At 68.0% G+C, this 15434-nt stretch carries 13 protein-coding genes; 3 read left to right on the top strand and 10 right to left on the bottom strand.

The window, feature by feature from the left end; translation table 11 throughout:
- Positions 1 to 8 precede the first annotated feature (8 nt).
- From WYO_RS04600 to WYO_RS04590, 3 genes are all read right to left on the bottom strand, one after another.
- Positions 9 to 3263, bottom strand: coding sequence for a helicase-related protein (locus WYO_RS04600; RefSeq protein WP_039902283.1), 3255 nt, complete (start codon positions 3261 to 3263; stop codon positions 9 to 11).
- A gap of 198 nt (positions 3264 to 3461) precedes the next feature.
- Positions 3462 to 3785 (bottom strand): hypothetical protein, encoded by a 324-nt coding sequence (locus tag WYO_RS32105; protein WP_039902237.1) that lies wholly within the window; start codon positions 3783 to 3785, stop codon positions 3462 to 3464.
- Positions 3786 to 3913: 128 nt separating this feature from the next.
- Entirely contained in the window at positions 3914 to 5005 is a 1092-nt protein-coding gene (locus tag WYO_RS04590; protein ID WP_007559657.1) for an acyltransferase, read from the bottom strand.
- Positions 5006 to 5125: 120 nt separating this feature from the next.
- Here WYO_RS04590 and WYO_RS28910 point away from each other — a divergent pair, with 120 nt between their 5' ends.
- On the top strand, positions 5126 to 6139 hold the full coding sequence (locus tag WYO_RS28910; protein ID WP_007559656.1) for a glycosyltransferase: 1014 nt from the start codon (positions 5126 to 5128) through the stop codon (positions 6137 to 6139).
- 10 nt (positions 6140 to 6149) lie between these two features.
- Here WYO_RS28910 and WYO_RS04580 read toward each other — a convergent pair whose 3' ends face one another.
- Positions 6150 to 6776 carry a TetR/AcrR family transcriptional regulator gene (locus WYO_RS04580; RefSeq protein WP_039902235.1) on the bottom strand — a complete coding sequence of 209 codons (627 nt, stop codon included), beginning with the start codon at positions 6774 to 6776 and terminating at the stop codon, positions 6150 to 6152.
- A 75-nt stretch (positions 6777 to 6851) separates the two neighbouring features.
- On the opposite strand from WYO_RS04580, the gene WYO_RS04575 reads away from it, so the two are divergent.
- The gene (locus WYO_RS04575; protein ID WP_007559653.1) at positions 6852 to 7208 is read left to right on the top strand and encodes a darcynin family protein; all 357 of its coding nucleotides are present in this window, start codon (positions 6852 to 6854) and stop codon (positions 7206 to 7208) included.
- 10 nt (positions 7209 to 7218) lie between these two features.
- Here the strand turns inward: WYO_RS04575 and WYO_RS04570 are convergent, their stop codons facing one another.
- Positions 7219 to 7509, bottom strand: a complete 291-nt coding sequence (locus tag WYO_RS04570) for a DUF1330 domain-containing protein (protein WP_007559650.1) — start codon at positions 7507 to 7509, stop codon at positions 7219 to 7221.
- Positions 7510 to 7597: 88 nt separating this feature from the next.
- Positions 7598 to 8500 carry a DUF3108 domain-containing protein gene (locus WYO_RS04565; RefSeq protein ID WP_007559649.1) on the bottom strand — a complete coding sequence of 301 codons (903 nt, stop codon included), beginning with the start codon at positions 8498 to 8500 and terminating at the stop codon, positions 7598 to 7600.
- 348 nt (positions 8501 to 8848) lie between these two features.
- Here WYO_RS04565 and rpmB point away from each other — a divergent pair, with 348 nt between their 5' ends.
- Positions 8849 to 9151, top strand: coding sequence for a 50S ribosomal protein L28 (rpmB, locus tag WYO_RS04560; protein WP_007559647.1), 303 nt, complete (start codon positions 8849 to 8851; stop codon positions 9149 to 9151).
- Positions 9152 to 9338: 187 nt separating this feature from the next.
- Here rpmB and WYO_RS04555 read toward each other — a convergent pair whose 3' ends face one another.
- From WYO_RS04555 to cobS, 4 genes are all read right to left on the bottom strand, one after another.
- A complete protein-coding gene (locus WYO_RS04555; protein WP_128754946.1) occupies positions 9339 to 11525 on the bottom strand; it encodes a TonB-dependent siderophore receptor in 2187 nt (728 codons plus the stop codon).
- Between the two features lie 417 nt (positions 11526 to 11942).
- On the bottom strand, positions 11943 to 13850 hold the full coding sequence (cobT, locus tag WYO_RS04550; protein WP_007559643.1) for a cobaltochelatase subunit CobT: 1908 nt from the start codon (positions 13848 to 13850) through the stop codon (positions 11943 to 11945).
- 7 nt (positions 13851 to 13857) lie between these two features.
- Positions 13858 to 14352 carry a DUF29 domain-containing protein gene (locus WYO_RS04545; protein WP_007559641.1) on the bottom strand — a complete coding sequence of 165 codons (495 nt, stop codon included), beginning with the start codon at positions 14350 to 14352 and terminating at the stop codon, positions 13858 to 13860.
- Positions 14353 to 14368: 16 nt separating this feature from the next.
- Entirely contained in the window at positions 14369 to 15352 is a 984-nt protein-coding gene (gene cobS / locus WYO_RS04540) for a cobaltochelatase subunit CobS (protein WP_007559639.1), read from the bottom strand.
- Positions 15353 to 15434: the final 82 nt, after the last annotated feature.

Raw genomic sequence — 15434 nt, 5'->3', positions numbered from 1 at the left:
CGGGCGCGTCAGCGCTTCCCGCCGTCGCCGGCCTCGAGCTGCGCCTTCAGCGCGGCCAGCTTGGCAAACGGCGAATCGGGGTCGGGAGCCCGCTCGCGCCGGGGCGGACGCTGGTCGGGCCGCGGCGCTGCATGACGCTGCTCGGCGTTGCGCTGGTCGTCCCGGCGCTCCGGACGGCCGCCCTCGAAACGGTCCCGACGGGGACCCCGATCGCGTCCGGTGCGCGGACCGCCCTCGTTGCCGGGGCGTTCGCCGCCCTCGGCGCGCCGCTGCTCGGGTCGCGCGCCTTCCGGGCGACCCGGACCCTGGTGCTGACCCGGCTGGCCACCGTCGCGCCCACGACCCGCCCCGCGCGGACGGTTCTGCGGCCGGGGATTGGCCGGTCGCTGGTGACGCTGCAGGCGCCAGACCTCGATCAGGACCTGCTCCGCCGGGGCCTCGCCCTCGGCACCGGCGGGCGCAGCCTCGGCCGCTTCCGACGCGTTCGCGGCAGCTGCTTCGGCGGACGGAGGCGTACCCGCCTCGGATGCGTCCTCGGATGCTTCGGCAGCCTGCGCAGCCTCGGCCGGAACCTCTTCCGGCACGGGCTCGGCTTCGGCAGCCGCCGCGACGGGCTCGGCCTCCGCCGGGGTCTCGGGGGTGGAGGCACCTTCAGCCTCCGGGCTGGATTCAGCCGAGACGGCCGGCTCGGTGCTCTCAGCGGTGTCCGGGCTATCGGGAGCCGCATCGCCCGAGGCGTCCGCGGCCTGAGCGACGGCATCCGCCTCTTCGGCGCCGGCCTCGCCCGCTGATTCGTGGCCTGTCGTCTCCGCCTCGCCCTCCGGGGCGGCGCCCGACGGCGGGGTGACCACGGCTGGGGCGGTCGCGGCGGCGGGCACCAGCGGCACCGTGATGGCCGGGCCGGGGCGAGCCTCCAGCGTGTAGCCCAGGGACTTCAGGATCGAGGCGAAATCCTCGCCCGAGCAGCCGACCAGCGAGGTCATGCCGACCGTGGCGACGAACGCGTCGCCGTCGGCCGTGCCGTCCGGCGGGGCGCCCGGCGTCGTGCCGGGACGATAGGCGATCGCCGGGCGAATCAGGTCGGCCAACCGCTCCAGGATATCGACTCGCACCGCCCGCTCGCCGCTGACGCGGAAGCCGGCCGCCCGGTAGAGCCCCTTGGCGATCTCGCGATCGACCTTGATCGAGGTCCGGCCGGAACCGGCCAGATGGGCGATCTCGTCGAGGCCGCGCTGGTCGAGCCCGCCGTTGCGCAGGGCCCAGAGCTGGGCCGCCAGCGTCCGGGGCGCCGGCTTCAGCAGGGCCGGCAGGAAGATGTGGTAGGCGCCGAAGCGCACCCCGTGCCGGCGGAGCGCCCCGCGCCCCTCCTGGTCGAGGCTGCGCATCTCCTGAGCGACCTTGGAGCGCTCCAGCACGCCCAGGGCCTCGACCACCTGATAGCCGATGCCCTTGGCGAGGCCGGTGAGGTCGCCCGCGGTCTCGAGCTCCATCAGTGGGCCGAGCAGGCGCACGATCATCGCCTTCAGCCAGGCATCGAGGCGCGCTTCGACCTTCTCGCGATGCGCGCCGGTCAGGCTGTCATCGGCGAGGAGGCGAATCTGCGGCGCGAACAGCTTCTCGCCGGGGGTCAGCTTCGCCACCGGGGCGCCGGTCCAGCGAATCATCCCGTCATGCGCGAGCACGAGCGTGGAATCGGCCGTCGCCGCGAAGCGGTCGGCCCGGGCCTCGATCTCCCCGGAGAGCGCCTTCTCGGCGGCGCTCCTCAGAGTCTTGGCCTCGTGCCCCTCCGCGCTCGCATCCGGGACGAATAAGAATCCATGCAGGTGACCGACATGCTGACCCTCGACGGTGACGTCACCGTCGGCGGAAATTTGGGCTTCGAGCATCGTGTTCTCTCTCAGGCGCCGCATCAGGACGCTTGTGCGCCGGTCGACGAAGCGGCTCGCGAGGCGTTCGTGCAGGGCGTCTGACAGCCTGTCCTCTACCCGACGTGTCTCGCCCTGCCAATGTTCAGGGTCGCGCAGCCAATCGGGGCGGTTGGCCACGAAGGTCCAGGTGCGTCCCTGGGCGATCCGCCGGGACAGCGTATCGATGTCGCCGTCGGTGCGGTCGATCATCGCCATCTGCTCGGCGAACCACGTGTCGGGGATGCGTCCGGCCATGCCCTTCATGAGGAAGCGGTAGAGCTGCGCCACGAGGTCGGCATGCACCTGCGGGTGGACCTTGCGGTAGTCGGGCACCCCGCAGACGTCCCAGAGCCGCCGCACCGTGGACTGGCTCCGCGCCATGTCGCGGATGTCGTCCTCGCGCATCAGGATCTCGAGGGCCTGCTGGTCCTGCCCCATCGGCGCGCGGGTGAGGCCGGATTCGCGCGGGTGCTCGTCGAGGCTCGCCTGGAGCGCTTCCAGGGTCCCGAAGCTGAGATCCGGGTTGCGCCATTGCAGGATGCGCAGCGGATCGAAATCGTGATTCTCCAGCCGCTCGACCATCTCGGGCTCGAAGGGCGGGCAGCGGCCCGTGGAGCCGAAGGTCCCGTCGGCGAGGTGGCGCCCGGCGCGTCCGGCGATCTGGCCCATCTCGGCGGGGGTCAGCTTGCGGAACCGGGTGCCGTCGTATTTCCAGTTCGCCGCGAAGGCGACGTGGTCGACGTCGAGATTGAGCCCCATGCCGACCGCGTCGGTGGCCACGAGGTAATCCACGTCGCCCGCCTGGTACATCTCGACCTGGGCGTTGCGGGTGCGGGGCGAGAGGGCCCCCAGCACGACCGCCGCGCCCCCGCGCTGGCGCCGGATCAGCTCGGCGATCGCGTAGACCTCCTCGGCCGAGAAGGCCACGATCGCGGTGCGCCGGGGCAGGCGCGACAGCCGCTTCTCGCCCGCGAAGCTCAACTTGGACAGGCGCGGCCGCGTCGTGGTGTGGACGTTCGGGATCAGCCCTTGGACCAGCGGCAGCATGGTCGAGGAGCCGATCAGCAGCGTCTCCTCCCGGCCCCGCACGTAGAGGAGGCGATCGGTGAAGACGTGGCCGCGGTCCATGTCGGCGGCGAGCTGGATCTCGTCGATGGCGACGTAGGCCACGTCGAGGTCGCGCGGCATCGCCTCGATCGTGCAGATCCAGTAGCGCGGCCGATCCGGCTTGATTTTTTCTTCCCCGGTCACGAGGGCGACCTTTTCGGGTCCGACCTTGGCGACCACGCGCAGGTAGACCTCCCGGGCGAGCAGTCGCAGGGGCAGACCGATCATGCCGGTCGGGTGCGCGAGCATCCGCTCGATCGCGAGATGCGTCTTGCCGGTGTTGGTCGGTCCGAGGACCGCCGTCACGCCGCGGGCGCGGACGTCGCGCGGCAGGGACCGGCGGGGGAGGGGGCGGAGTGGCGCGTCGATGGTCGGCGGTTCCTTCGGACGGGAAGGCCGGCGCGGCGCCGTCTGGCGCGGGCAGGGGGGTTCGGGCGGCCGGTCGCGTCAGGGACGATAGGGCCGCGTTGATCCTCCCCCATATGGGATATCACCCGGGCCGCTGCCAACCTGCGGCATAATCAGCGGATAGACCTCGATCTGCGTCGCCGGGGATCCGGGCTGGGGGGCGAGATCCGCGCAGAGGGTGTCGGGGACCGAGACCAGCGGACCGTGCCGCGGCGGCCGGTGCTCGATCACCTGCGCCGACGAGAAGGCGTCGCCGCCGCAACCGGGATCGGCCGATCCCGCGGTGAGGGGCTGGGCCGCAGCCGGCCCGGCGAATGTGAGCGCCGCGAGGGCAAGGGCGATTCGGGGGCGGTGCGGGCGCATGTGTGGATCATCGCAGGGAAGATGAAAGATTTGATCGCCGCCGCGCCTCACCCCGAGCGTGGGGACCCCGGGTGGACGGCGCTAGACGGATGCGACGCCTGCAATCGGGCCGAAAGCGCCTCAGATCCTCAGCGACCGTATTCGGCTCGGCCGGAGCGCGAGGCTTTGATCGATGCGAAGACGTCCGACAGGTAGCGCCGCGCCGGTTCGTCGTAATAGCGCAGGACCAGATAGCTCACCGCGATCGTCGCGACGAGGAACGTCGCGCATTCGAGGACGATGCCCCTGCTGCCGGTCACCTTCTGATAGATCCCGTTGATCCAGCAGAAGATCGGGTAATGCAGGGCGTAGACCGGATAGGAGAGGTCGCCCAGCACGCGCGAAGCCCGCTTCGGCAGACCCTGGAGGGTGACGACCGATCCGCTCAGCACCAGCAGGGGAGCCAGGACGAGTTTCCAGGCGAGCCGTTCCTGAAGGGTGAGTTCGAACGACGAGAACAGGATCGCGATCATCGCACCGGACAGCGCCACGAACAGAAACGCATTCGCCCGACTTGGCCGCATGGCGCGGCCGACCTGATAGACCAGCACGCCGACAAAGAACGATGACCCGACGTGAGCGAAGCCGAGCAGGAAATTATCCGCCGTGTCGCCGCCGATGCCGAATCGGATGACCGCCGCGCTCGACAGGACATACAGCCCCAGGGCCAGATAGGTCTGGTCGACGAATCGCAGCAGCCACCAGACATAGTTCGCCGCGAGCTCGAAGAAGAGCGAGAATTGCGGCCCGTTGAGCGGAAATATCTGTGGGCCGCCGATCTGGGGCGGGGCGTTGAAATAAGGGATGTTCAGGATTCCCAGCATGATCGCCAGGACGATCGTGGCCGATTGGGTCTCGGTGCTCAGCAGATAGTTTCTGGCGAGGACGTAGGGGGCGCTGATCACGATCGACAGCAGGATGATCGGCAGCAGCCTGATGACGCGGAGGGCCATGAATTCGGTCACGGATATATTCCGTGTCCGGCGGGCATAGGCGCGGGCGAGGACATAACCGCTGAGCGTGAAGAAGGTATCGACCGAAAGCCCCCCGTTCACTGCCAGGAACGGGATGTCTAGCCATCGACCCAAATGGAACAAGAGTACTGATAGCGCGGCGATCCCTCGAATGCCATCGAGGGCTACGCAATGCGTGGTCGGCTTCGACGGGGCCGGTGTTCCCAACTTTATCCAGCCATGTTATAGTAATCGCAGACTTTAATTCTGCCGATAGAGTTGGCATACTGCGCTTGATGTCGATTCGAGTTTTTGATTTTAGAATGTGGGATGTCAAGGCCAGTGCGCATGGATGCTGCAGACAAAACGGTTTCGGTGGTTATCGCTACGTATAATGGCTCAGTATTCATCCGCGAGCAGCTCGAAAGCGTCATTAACCAGAATTTCAAGCCGGTGGAGATTATCGTCTCTGATGACGGATCAACGGATGCAACTCTGGATATAGCAAGGTCGATTGCCGAAAGATCGAAGATACCGTTCAAGATAAATATCAACCAAACCAATCTCGGATTTCGTGACAACTTCCTGAATGCGGCTTTGTCCGCCAAGGGAGACTTCGTCGCGTTCTGCGATCAGGACGATATCTGGGATCGCGAAAAGCTCGAACGTGTGGCCACCTATTTCGGCAATCCGAATATTTCCATGATCGTGCATGCGGCCGCGAGCTTGGACCAATCAACCGGTAAGCTGGTAAAATTCACTCAGGGCATTCAACGCACCGGCATCAAGCCGCCGCTCAGTTACGATCCCTGGCTGACCTTCTTCGGATTTTCGATCGTTTTCCGCCGGGAACTTCTGCATCTGGCCGATATCGACGGGCGGTTCCGGGACTTCATCGTGCCCAAGGAGAAGATCGCCCACGACCGGTGGATCGTGTTTCTCGGCCAGGTGGTGGGCGAGACGGCGGAACTGAACCTGCCGCTGGTCACCTACCGGCAGCACGCGACAAACCTGTTCGGGGACGGCCGCCGCAGCCACAAGGCGCAGGCCCACGATCCAATCAAGGAACTCGACGACTACATCGCCGCCACCGCCGACATGATCGCGGTGATCCGCGATCTCCCCGACGCGACGGTGGCGGCTTTTCCGCTCTTCGATCGCGGAAAAGCGATCCACTTTTTCCAGCGGGCCCTGCATCAGCTGCAGCAGAGGAAGCGGGTCTACGTCTCGCGCAGCCGGCCCCGGGGCGTATGGGCGGTGATCCGGAACATCCGTGGCGGAGTCTATCGGTCCGTCCACCACGACGCCATTCGGTGGCGCTCGATCGCGCGCGATCTGAAATACTGCGCGATCCGCTCGTAGCTCCTGCCGATTACGGCCCCGCCGGGGGCAGCCCGAGATAACCGAACACCGCGCGCAGGACACGCTGCTCCAGCGCGTCGCCCGCCCGCTCGCCGCGCTCGCCCGCAGCATCCACCATGCCCCGCAGCAGCGCGAACAGGTCGCCCGCCGCAACCTGCGCCTCGACCGGCGGCGCGGGTTCGAGGCGCCCCAGCAGGGCCAGCAAGGCGCCCGAGATCGCCCGGGTGACCGCATCCAGGCTGTCGGCGAGCTGGAGCCGGCTCTCCTCCCGGTCGAGCAGCAGGGCGAGGCGCGGCCGGGACATCTGGTGGGCGACGGCCGCCCGCACGATCCGCCGCAGGCCGAGCTCCGGCGTCGCCGCCTCGGCCGCGTCCCGCACCGCCGCGATCAGCAGGCCGGTCTCCCGCGCCACCAGGGCCGCGGTCAGCGCCTCCTTGCCCGGAAAGTACTGGTAGACCGAGCCGACCGAGACGCCGGCCCGCTCGGCCACGGCATTGGTCGTGTAGCCGGCCAGGCCGCGCTCCTCCAGAACGCGAGCCGCACCTTCGAGAATCGTCCGCACCGTCTCGGCGGAGCGGGATTGTTCCGGGTTTTTCCGGGGCTTGAGCGCCGGTCCCCGCGCCGTCCGGCCGGTCATGAACGCGAGTTCGCCCGAGGGCTGCCCGGGGGCATCATCGCCGGGTCCCAACAGACCCACGGAGCGGTCACATCCATGTCCGACCAGACTTTCAATCCCAAGCTCACCGTCTTCATGCTGGTGAAGACGTCACCCGAATGGCTCGCCCTCTCGATCGACGAGCGCTTCGCCCGGTTGCGCGCGGTGTTCGAGCCGATCCTGCGTCGCCACGCGGATTCCGTGAAGCTGCGCTTCTACGACGCCGAATTCTACACGGCCCGCGTCACCGATCTCTGGGTGTGGGAGGCCAGCGACCACCACGCCTACGAATGCGTCGTCGAGGCCTTGCGCGAGACGGCGTTCTGGGACCGGTGGTTCGCGATCGTCGAGATCATCCCGGCCGTGGAGAACGCGTACGCGACCCATTACGGTCGGGCGCCGCTCGCCGCCTGAACCGGCCGGTTCAATCGGCGCCTTCGACCAGCACGACCTCGCCGATCCCGGCCGGCAGGCGCTTCGCCTTGGCGGCCTGGTATTCCGGCGAGACGTAATAGGCCCGCGCGGCGTCGTAGGATTCGAATTCCAGCACGACGTTGCGCGGCCGGGCTTCGCCCTCGAGCGCCTCGTAGCGCCCGCCCCGCACCAGGGGTTTGGCGCCGTAGAGCCGCATCGCCGCGGAGGCCATCTCGGCATAGACCGCGTAGGTCTCCGGATCGGTGACCGTCATCCGGACGATGATGTAGCCCTTCGGCATGGTCCTGCACCTCCCTGGCTGCCGCGCTTGCCCCGCACGGGTGCCCGGAAAGAGGCCGGCGGTCAAAGCCGGATCGCGCGCCGGGTGCTCACTGCCCGGGGAGGCTCGCCTGGGCGACGCTGGCGCCGGCGGTCTCGGCGGCGCCCTGGGTCCAGCGCGTCGCCTCGATGATGTTGGTGCCGATGGTGGTGAGCACCGAGATGCGCAGCGGAATCAGGGCCCGCGTCCCCTCGACGGGGGCGAGCCAGACCGACATCTCGCGGTTATCCTCCATGAACTTCACCCCGGGGCGGTCCGGCCGGTGCCCGGCCACCGCCTGGTAGCGGGCGGTGCAGACCAGGACCGGTCCGACATAGCCGGGCTTCTGCACCGGGCGGGTCTCGGCGTAGCTCAGCACGACGTTGAACCGGGTCGCGCCGTCGAACACCGGCAGGGTCCGGTTGCAATTGGCCGGATCGAGCAGCTCGCCCCGCCCCTGGGCCGGCATCAGCAGCGCGCTCACCGGATCCATGATGCCCCGCTTGTGGGCGGCCGTGACCGGCACCCGGTCCTGCATGTCCACCAGCGGCGGCGTGATCTCGGCCTGCACGACGTTGCCGTGCGCGAGCGCCATGCGCACCGCGATCCCCGAACTCGCCGTATGGGTGGCGATCGAGAAGGCGGCGGGCTGCGGCGCCACCGAGAAATTGCCGGAGGCCCGGGCCGAGCCCTTGCCACCGGTGATCGCCCCCACGAGGCCGGTCAGCGTCGCCGAGACGTCCATCAGGTAGCGATCGCGCTCGAAGCTGCCCGCGAGCCGCGCGGTCCCGATCGGCAGGCCGGCGAGGTTGATGCTGTAATCCACCGTTACGGTGGCGGGCGCCGCGGCGGCGGCCCGCCGGGCGCGGGCGGCCGCATCGGCCGGGGCACCGAGCGCCGCGACGGCGAGCACGGTCCCGAGAAGGCGCGTCGTCAGCGGCTTGATCGTCCGACGGACAGGCGTGGCGCTCATGATCCGGATCGCATCCCAGGAAACGCGGGCGAAAAATATCTTGTGCGAGACGATCTCGCGAGACGAGGTCTCGACGTGCGGTGCCGGCGCGGCGCCGGCCTTCGTCGAGCCGATGACGGTTATATCCCGGCATCGTGGTTAACAGACCGTTGGGTGCCCGACCCCCGCTCGGGGCACCTTCGACCCGGCGGAGCTTGACGCATCGGGGGCAGGTCGCCTATAGGCTCGCGCCTTCAACAGGACTCCGCTGGACCTGGAATACGTATCGGGCGCCGCCCGCTGCGACGATGATCGCGCCGCTTGCGATCGGGTCTTCTCGGGCGGAACGAGACGGGAATTTTAGTCATCATGGCGCGCCGCTGCGAACTCACCGGCAAGGCCGTTCAGGTCGGCCACCTCGTGAGCCACTCGAACCACAAGACCAAGTGCCGGTTTCTGCCGAACCTGTGCAACGTCACGCTCCAGTCGGACGCGCTGGGCAAGCGGGTGCGCCTGCGCATCACCGCGCACGCCCTGCGCTCGGTCGAGCACCGCGGCGGCCTCGACGCCTTCCTGGTGAAGGCCGGCGAGGGCGACCTGTCGCAGACCGCCCGGCTGCTGAAGCGTGAGATCCACAAGAAGCTCGCCGAGACCCCGGCCGTCGCGGCCTGATCTCAGGCGCTCAGCGCCTTCTACGCAGCAGACGACGCAAACCGCCGCGGCGGGGCATGCCGCGGCGGTTTGCGCTTGCCTGCGCGGACCGCATTGTTCCGGTCGGTTTTGAGCGTGCGATTCGCGTCGACCCTTGGCCGATGGGGAGAGGCCAGGCTTCGGGCATGCCGTCAGCCTGACTTGATGATCAGAAATCCACGCTGGCCGAGATCAGAACGGTCCGCGGTGCCCCAGGCGCGAGGAGCCCGCGGCCCGTCGTGGCCCAGTAATTGTTGCCGGTCACGTTCAGGATGTTCGCCTGCCAGGTCACCGGCCGGTCCTGGAGGATCGTCTTGTAGCGCAGGCCGAGATCGAGGGTGGCCCAGTCCGGAATCGTCTGGCTGTTGGCCTGGTCGTAATACTGCGCCGCCGTGTAGATCACCCGGCCGGTGACGGTGAGCCCAGGGGCGAGCCAGGGCAGATCGTACTCGCCGTAGAGGTTCAGCTGGACCGCCGGGACACCGATCGCGACGTTGCCGTTGAACTGGCCGCCCTGCGTCTTCAGGAGCCGGCCGTCGATCAGGCTCACCCCGCCGACCACCCGAATGCCGGCCACCGGCTCGCCGAAGGCCGTGAATTCGAGGCCGCGATTGCGCTGTGTCCCGTCGATCCTGAACCGACTGCTCGAATCCAGGAACCCGAATGGCTGCTGCAGGTCGTAGGCCGCGAAGCCGAGACCAAGGTTGCCGAAATCGTATTTGACGCCGGCCTCGATCTGGTCCGACCGGACCGCTCCGAAGGGCTGATTGGCGTTGACCGCCGCCACCGGCACGGAAGGGGCCGTCAGGCCCTCGCTGTAATTGGCGTAGAGCGACAGCGCCTCCCAGGGCTTCACCACCAGACCGGCACCGGGCGAGAAGGCGCCGCTATCCGCGAGACCGGTGGTGGATCCGGTGCGTGGATCGAGGCTCTTGACGGTGATGCTCTGCCAGCGCCCGCCCAAAGTGAGCTGCACATGGCCATCCAGGATGGACAGCGTGTCGGCTACGGCGACGCTCTGATTGCTGCGGGCCATCGTCGGCGGCATGGCCCGCGTCTGGCCGATGGCGCTGCGCGGCGGGACCGTGATCGGCGCGTAGATGTTGGAGACGATGGTCGATCCGACCGGGTAGCTGATCTGGCTCTGGTCGTACCACAGGCCGGTCGCCGCGATGCCGAATTCATGGCGCACCGGTCCCGTATCGAGCCGCCCGCGCAGGCCCGCCTCCGCGGTGTCGGCGTTGGAAATGTAGGGCAGGTAGTTGATCGGCTCGCGGAAATCGCCGCGCGCGTTGAAGATGGTCAGGACCGCGCCGAAATACTCCTGGTAGAATTGGCTGTGCCCATAAGCGGCGTAGAGCGTGAGTGCGTCGTTCAGATCGTACTCGGCGCGTAGCGCCACCGACTTGTTGTCGCTGTCGCGGTATTCCCAGCTCTGCTGCGGGTTGATCCGCAGGTCCGGCGCCCGCGGGATGGGAAAGCCCGAACTGACCGACCGGGTGCGGAAGGCCGCATTGAGATCGGTCTTCTGGTAGCCGAGATCCGCCGAGACACGCAGGTTCTCGCCGCGATAATCGAGGGCGAGAGCCGCGACGCCGAATTCCAACTGCTGCAGGTCGATCGGCGTTCTGCCGAACTGGTAAGCGCCGTTGAACCGGAGCCCCCATTCGCTCGACGGGCCGTAGCGCCGGCTGAGATCGAGGGCGGTGTAGCTCTGGGCGTTGGAGATGTAGCCCTGGGTCACCCGGGTCAGTGGCGCATCCAGGGCGCGCTTCGGGATCAGGTTGATGACGCCGCCGATATTGCCGAACAGCGGGGTGCCGGTGAGCAAGTTTCCCGGGCCATGGAGCACCTCGACCCGTTCGATCGGCTCGATCGCCGGGTTGAAGGCGTCGGACACGCCGTAGAGGCCGTTGAACGCGATATCCTGAGCGAAATACGGGAAGCCCCGGATCAGGAAGCCCTGGATGCCGCTGGACGGCGGCACGTTGGTGCGGACGGCCGGATCATTGTTGATCACGTCCTGAAGCGTATGGGCCTGCTGGTCGCGGATCAGCTGATCGGTGAAGCTCGTCTGGCTGTAGGGCTGGTCGAAGCTGCTCCGGTTGCCCAGCAATCCCAGCCGCGAACCGGACCCGACCTGGCCGCCCGCGTAGGCTGGCGGCGGGGGGCTAACCACGCCGACGGAGGCGCCGTAGCTTTTCGGGACGCCCCGACCCTGGGTCTCGACGCTGAGCTCGTCGAGCTGGACTGCGTCTTCTGCCCGAGCCGCACCGGCGGCACAGAGAAGGGCTCCGTTCACCACCGCCCACACGATCGCTTCGAGCGCCGGGGCTTTCCGCATCCAGAACCGCATGACTCACCATCGGATGCCGGCCGAGGCAGCCGGTTCGCTTGTGCGCGAGAAGTGAGTTGCTGATGGAGGGGAGGCAATCGCGGGTCAGAAATTACCGCCGCTATCGTTCTGTGACGTGTCGCGAGTTGTGTCCGCGCAACGGATTAGATTTCTTCTTGATCTGATATGGCTATATGAAGATGTTGCGCTTGCCGAAGTTCAACTTCTGACGGCTGTCTTCCCGAGAAAGTCGGCGCGTTGCTGCACCTCCGGGGCGCCGTATCGTACGAGAACGAATCAGGGCGTGCCGCTTTCGATCCCACGAAGCGAACCTTGCCGGCGCACCCATTTGGTGCCGGCGAGATCGAATCCTCGCCGCGTGACGGTGGATCGATGTTTCGGCCGCGTCGAGGGGTTTTGCCCCCGACGCCGCGCGCGTCAGCGCCGCCCGCCGGCGGCGCGCAGGGCTCGGCCCACGGGGGCCGGGGAGCCGTTCTCCTCGAACAGCTCGGCCAGCTTTTCCGTCATGGCACCGCCCAGTTCCTCGGCGTCGATGATCGTCACGGCCCGGCGGTAATAGCGGGTCACATCGTGGCCGATGCCGATGGCCAGGAGCTCCACCGGCGAGCGGGTCTCGATCTCCTCGATCATCCAGCGCAGGTGCCGCTCGAGATAGTTGCCGGCATTGACCGAGAGGGTCGAGTCGTCGACCGGCGCGCCGTCCGAGATCACCATCAGGATCTTGCGCTGCTCCGGGCGCCCGAGCAGGCGCTTGTGCGCCCAGTCGAGGGCCTCGCCGTCGATATTCTCCTTGAGGAGACCCTCGCGCATCATCAGCCCGAGATTCTTCCGGGCCCGGCGCCAGGGCGCGTCGGCGGATTTGTAGACGATGTGGCGCAGGTCGTTCAGGCGGCCCGGGTTCGGCGGCTTGCCGGCGGCGAGCCAGGCCTCGCGGCTCTGCCCGCCCTTCCAGGCCCGGGTGGTGAAGCCGAGGATCTCGACCTTGACGCCGCAGCGCTCCAGGGTCCGCGCCAGGATGTCGGCACAGGTCGCCGCCACGGTGATCGGCCGGCCGCGCATCGACCCGGAATTGTCGAGGAGCAGCGTGACCACGGTGTCGCGGAAATTGGTGTCCTTCTCCTGCTTGAAGGAGAGCGGCTGGTAGGGGTCGATGACCACGCGGACGAGCCGGGCCGGATCGAGCTGGCCCTCCTCGAGGTCGAAGTCCCAGGCGCGGTTCTGCTGGGCCAGCAGGCGGCGCTGCAGCCGGTTGGCGAGGCGACCGACGACCCCCTGGAGGTGCGAGAGCTGCTTGTCGAGGTAGCTGCGCAGGCGCGACAGCTCGTCGGCGTCGCACAGCTCCTCGGCGTGGATGATCTCGTCGAACCGCGGGTTGAACACCCGGTATTCGGGCCCGCGCGCCTCGTTGCCCTGGCGCGTCGGCGGCCGCGACGCTTCAGAGGCCTCCTCGGATTCCGCATCCTCGGATTCGTCGGGCAATTCGCCCGACGGCGCGTCGGCGGATTCCTGCGCACCCTCCTCGATCTCGTCGGAGGCTTCCTCCGAGGTCTCGATCTCGGCGCGCTCGCCCTGGCTCTTCTCCTCGGAATCGCCCTCGCTCGGGTTCTGCTCGTCGTCCTGGGCGTCGTTCTCGTCGTCGTTCTCGTCATCCTCGGCGTCGAACGGCGTCTCGTCCGACATGTCGAGGGAGGTCAGCAGGTCGCGCACGGAGCGGGCGAACTTGCGCTGGTCCTCGATCGAGCCGATCAGCCCGTCGAGGTTGGGGCCGGCCTTGGCCTCGATATGCTCGCGCCACAACGCGACGATCTTGGCGGCCGCCTCGGGGGGCTGCTGCCCGGTCAGGCGCTCGCGCACCATCAGGGCGACGGCGTCCTCCATCGGGGCGTCGGCCCGGTCGGTGATGGTCTCGTACTTGCCGCCGCGATGGTAGCGGTCCTCCAGCATCGCGGTGATGTTGCTGGCCACCCCCGTCATCCGCCGCGAGCCGATCGCCTCGACCCGGGCCTGCTCCACCGCGTCGTAGACCGCGCGGGCGGCGGCATTCTCGGGGGCGAGCCGGCGATGCACCGCGATGTCGTGGCAGCCGAGCCGCAGCGCCATGGCGTCGGCATTGCCGCGCAGCACCGCCACGTCCTGCGCCGAGAGCTTGCGGGGCGGCTCGGGCAGCCGGGCCTTGTCGCCGGTCAGCGCCGGCCGGTCGGTGGCGTAGGTCACCTCGACCTCGGACCGGCGGGCGATGGCGCGCAGGCACCCGGCCACCGAGCGCTTCAGGGGCTCGGCCACGGATTCGCGACGCTCGCCGGGCTTGCGGTTGGAGATGGACATGCGGGGGCTACCGGTCGGCCTCGAATTCGAAGGGGCGATTCAGGATGTCGTCCCAGGTGTAGGGACACTCCTCGGGGAATGTGTTGGGCGAGCGCTTCATCTCGCGGGCGGCTCGAAGCCTGCCGAGCCGATAGCCGTCAGTGATAGCCTCGACGATGCGTGACTTGAGGCCCGGGTTCCGGCGCAGCTGCTTCTCGATCCGCACCCGCTGCTCGGCGATCGTGAGCGACCAGCTTCGGCTGCGCCGTTCGGGCTGATGGTCCCATTTGAGCATATGGGCCAAGAGCACCTCGATCGCGCTCTCAAGCTTGTCGTATTGTTCCGAGCCCACGTCGCTCAATTCCTCGGCGATGTTGTCGAGGTCGAGCGCGTCCACCTGGCCGGCACGGAGCAGGGCGACCTGCTCCTGAACCCAAGTGTAGACATCGTCCGCGTAGCGCGTCCGCCCCTCGGCATGCGGAGGCGCCGGAGCGTCCTCGCGTGTCGGGGCCGGATGCGCCATCGCGTCCTCCATGCGGTCAGCTCAGGGCGACGTTCAGCGCGCTCTCGGGCAGTTCCTTGCCGAAGGCGCGCTGGTAGAACTCGGCCACCAGGGTCCGCTCGAGCTCGTCGCACTTGTTCAGGAAGGTCACCCGGAACGCGAAGCCGACATCCTTGAAGATGTCCGCGTTCTCGGCCCAGGTGATGACCGTGCGCGGGCTCATGACCGTGGAGAGGTCGCCGTTCATGAACGCGTTGCGGGTCAGGTCCGCCACGCGCACCATCCGGTTGACGATGTCGCGGCCCTGGTCGTTGCGGTAATGCACCGCCTTCGAGAGCACGATGTCGACCTCGCGGTCATGCGGCAGGTAGTTCAGCGTGGTCACGATCGACCAGCGGTCCATCTGACCCTGGTTGATCTGCTGGGTGCCGTGATAGAGGCCCGACGTGTCGCCGAGGCCCACGGTGTTGGCGGTGGCGAACAGCCGGAAGGCCGGGTGCGGGCGGATCACGCGCTTCTGGTCGAGCAGCGTCAGCCGGCCCGACAGCTCCAGCACGCGCTGGATCACGAACATCACGTCCGGCCGCCCGGCATCGTACTCGTCGAACACCAGGGCGACGTTGTTCTGCAGCGCCCAGGGGAGGATGCCGTCCTGGAAGGCGGTGACCTGCTTGCCGTCCTTCAGCACGATCGCGTCCTTGCCGACGAGATCGATGCGCGAGACGTGGCTGTCGAGGTTGATCCGCACGCAGGGCCAGTTCAGCCGCGCGGCGACCTGCTCGATATGGGTCGACTTGCCGGTGCCGTGATAGCCGGTGACCATCACGCGGCGGTTGCGCGCGAAGCCGGCCAGGATCGCCAGCGTGGTCTCCCGGTCGAAGATGTAATCCGGATCGAGATCGGGGACGTGTTCCTCTCGTTCGGCATAGGCCGGAACCTTGAGGTCGAGGTCGATGCCGAAGACCTCGCGGACGGAAACGGTGCGGTCGGGCAGCGCGGCGGGCGTGTCGTCAGAGAGCATTCGGGACCTCGTGAGGCGCGGGAACTCCGGCCCGAGGGCATGGAGCTTCCGCACGGAAGTAACGTCGAGCCGGGCATCCGCC

Origin of the sequence: Methylobacterium sp. GXF4 (genome assembly GCF_000272495.1) — a bacterium.
In the GTDB taxonomy this organism is placed as follows: Bacteria; Pseudomonadota; Alphaproteobacteria; order Rhizobiales; family Beijerinckiaceae; genus Methylobacterium; species Methylobacterium brachiatum.
The sequence above is the reverse complement of the archived record's forward strand: the minus strand, read 5'-3'. Positions and strand labels throughout refer to the sequence as shown.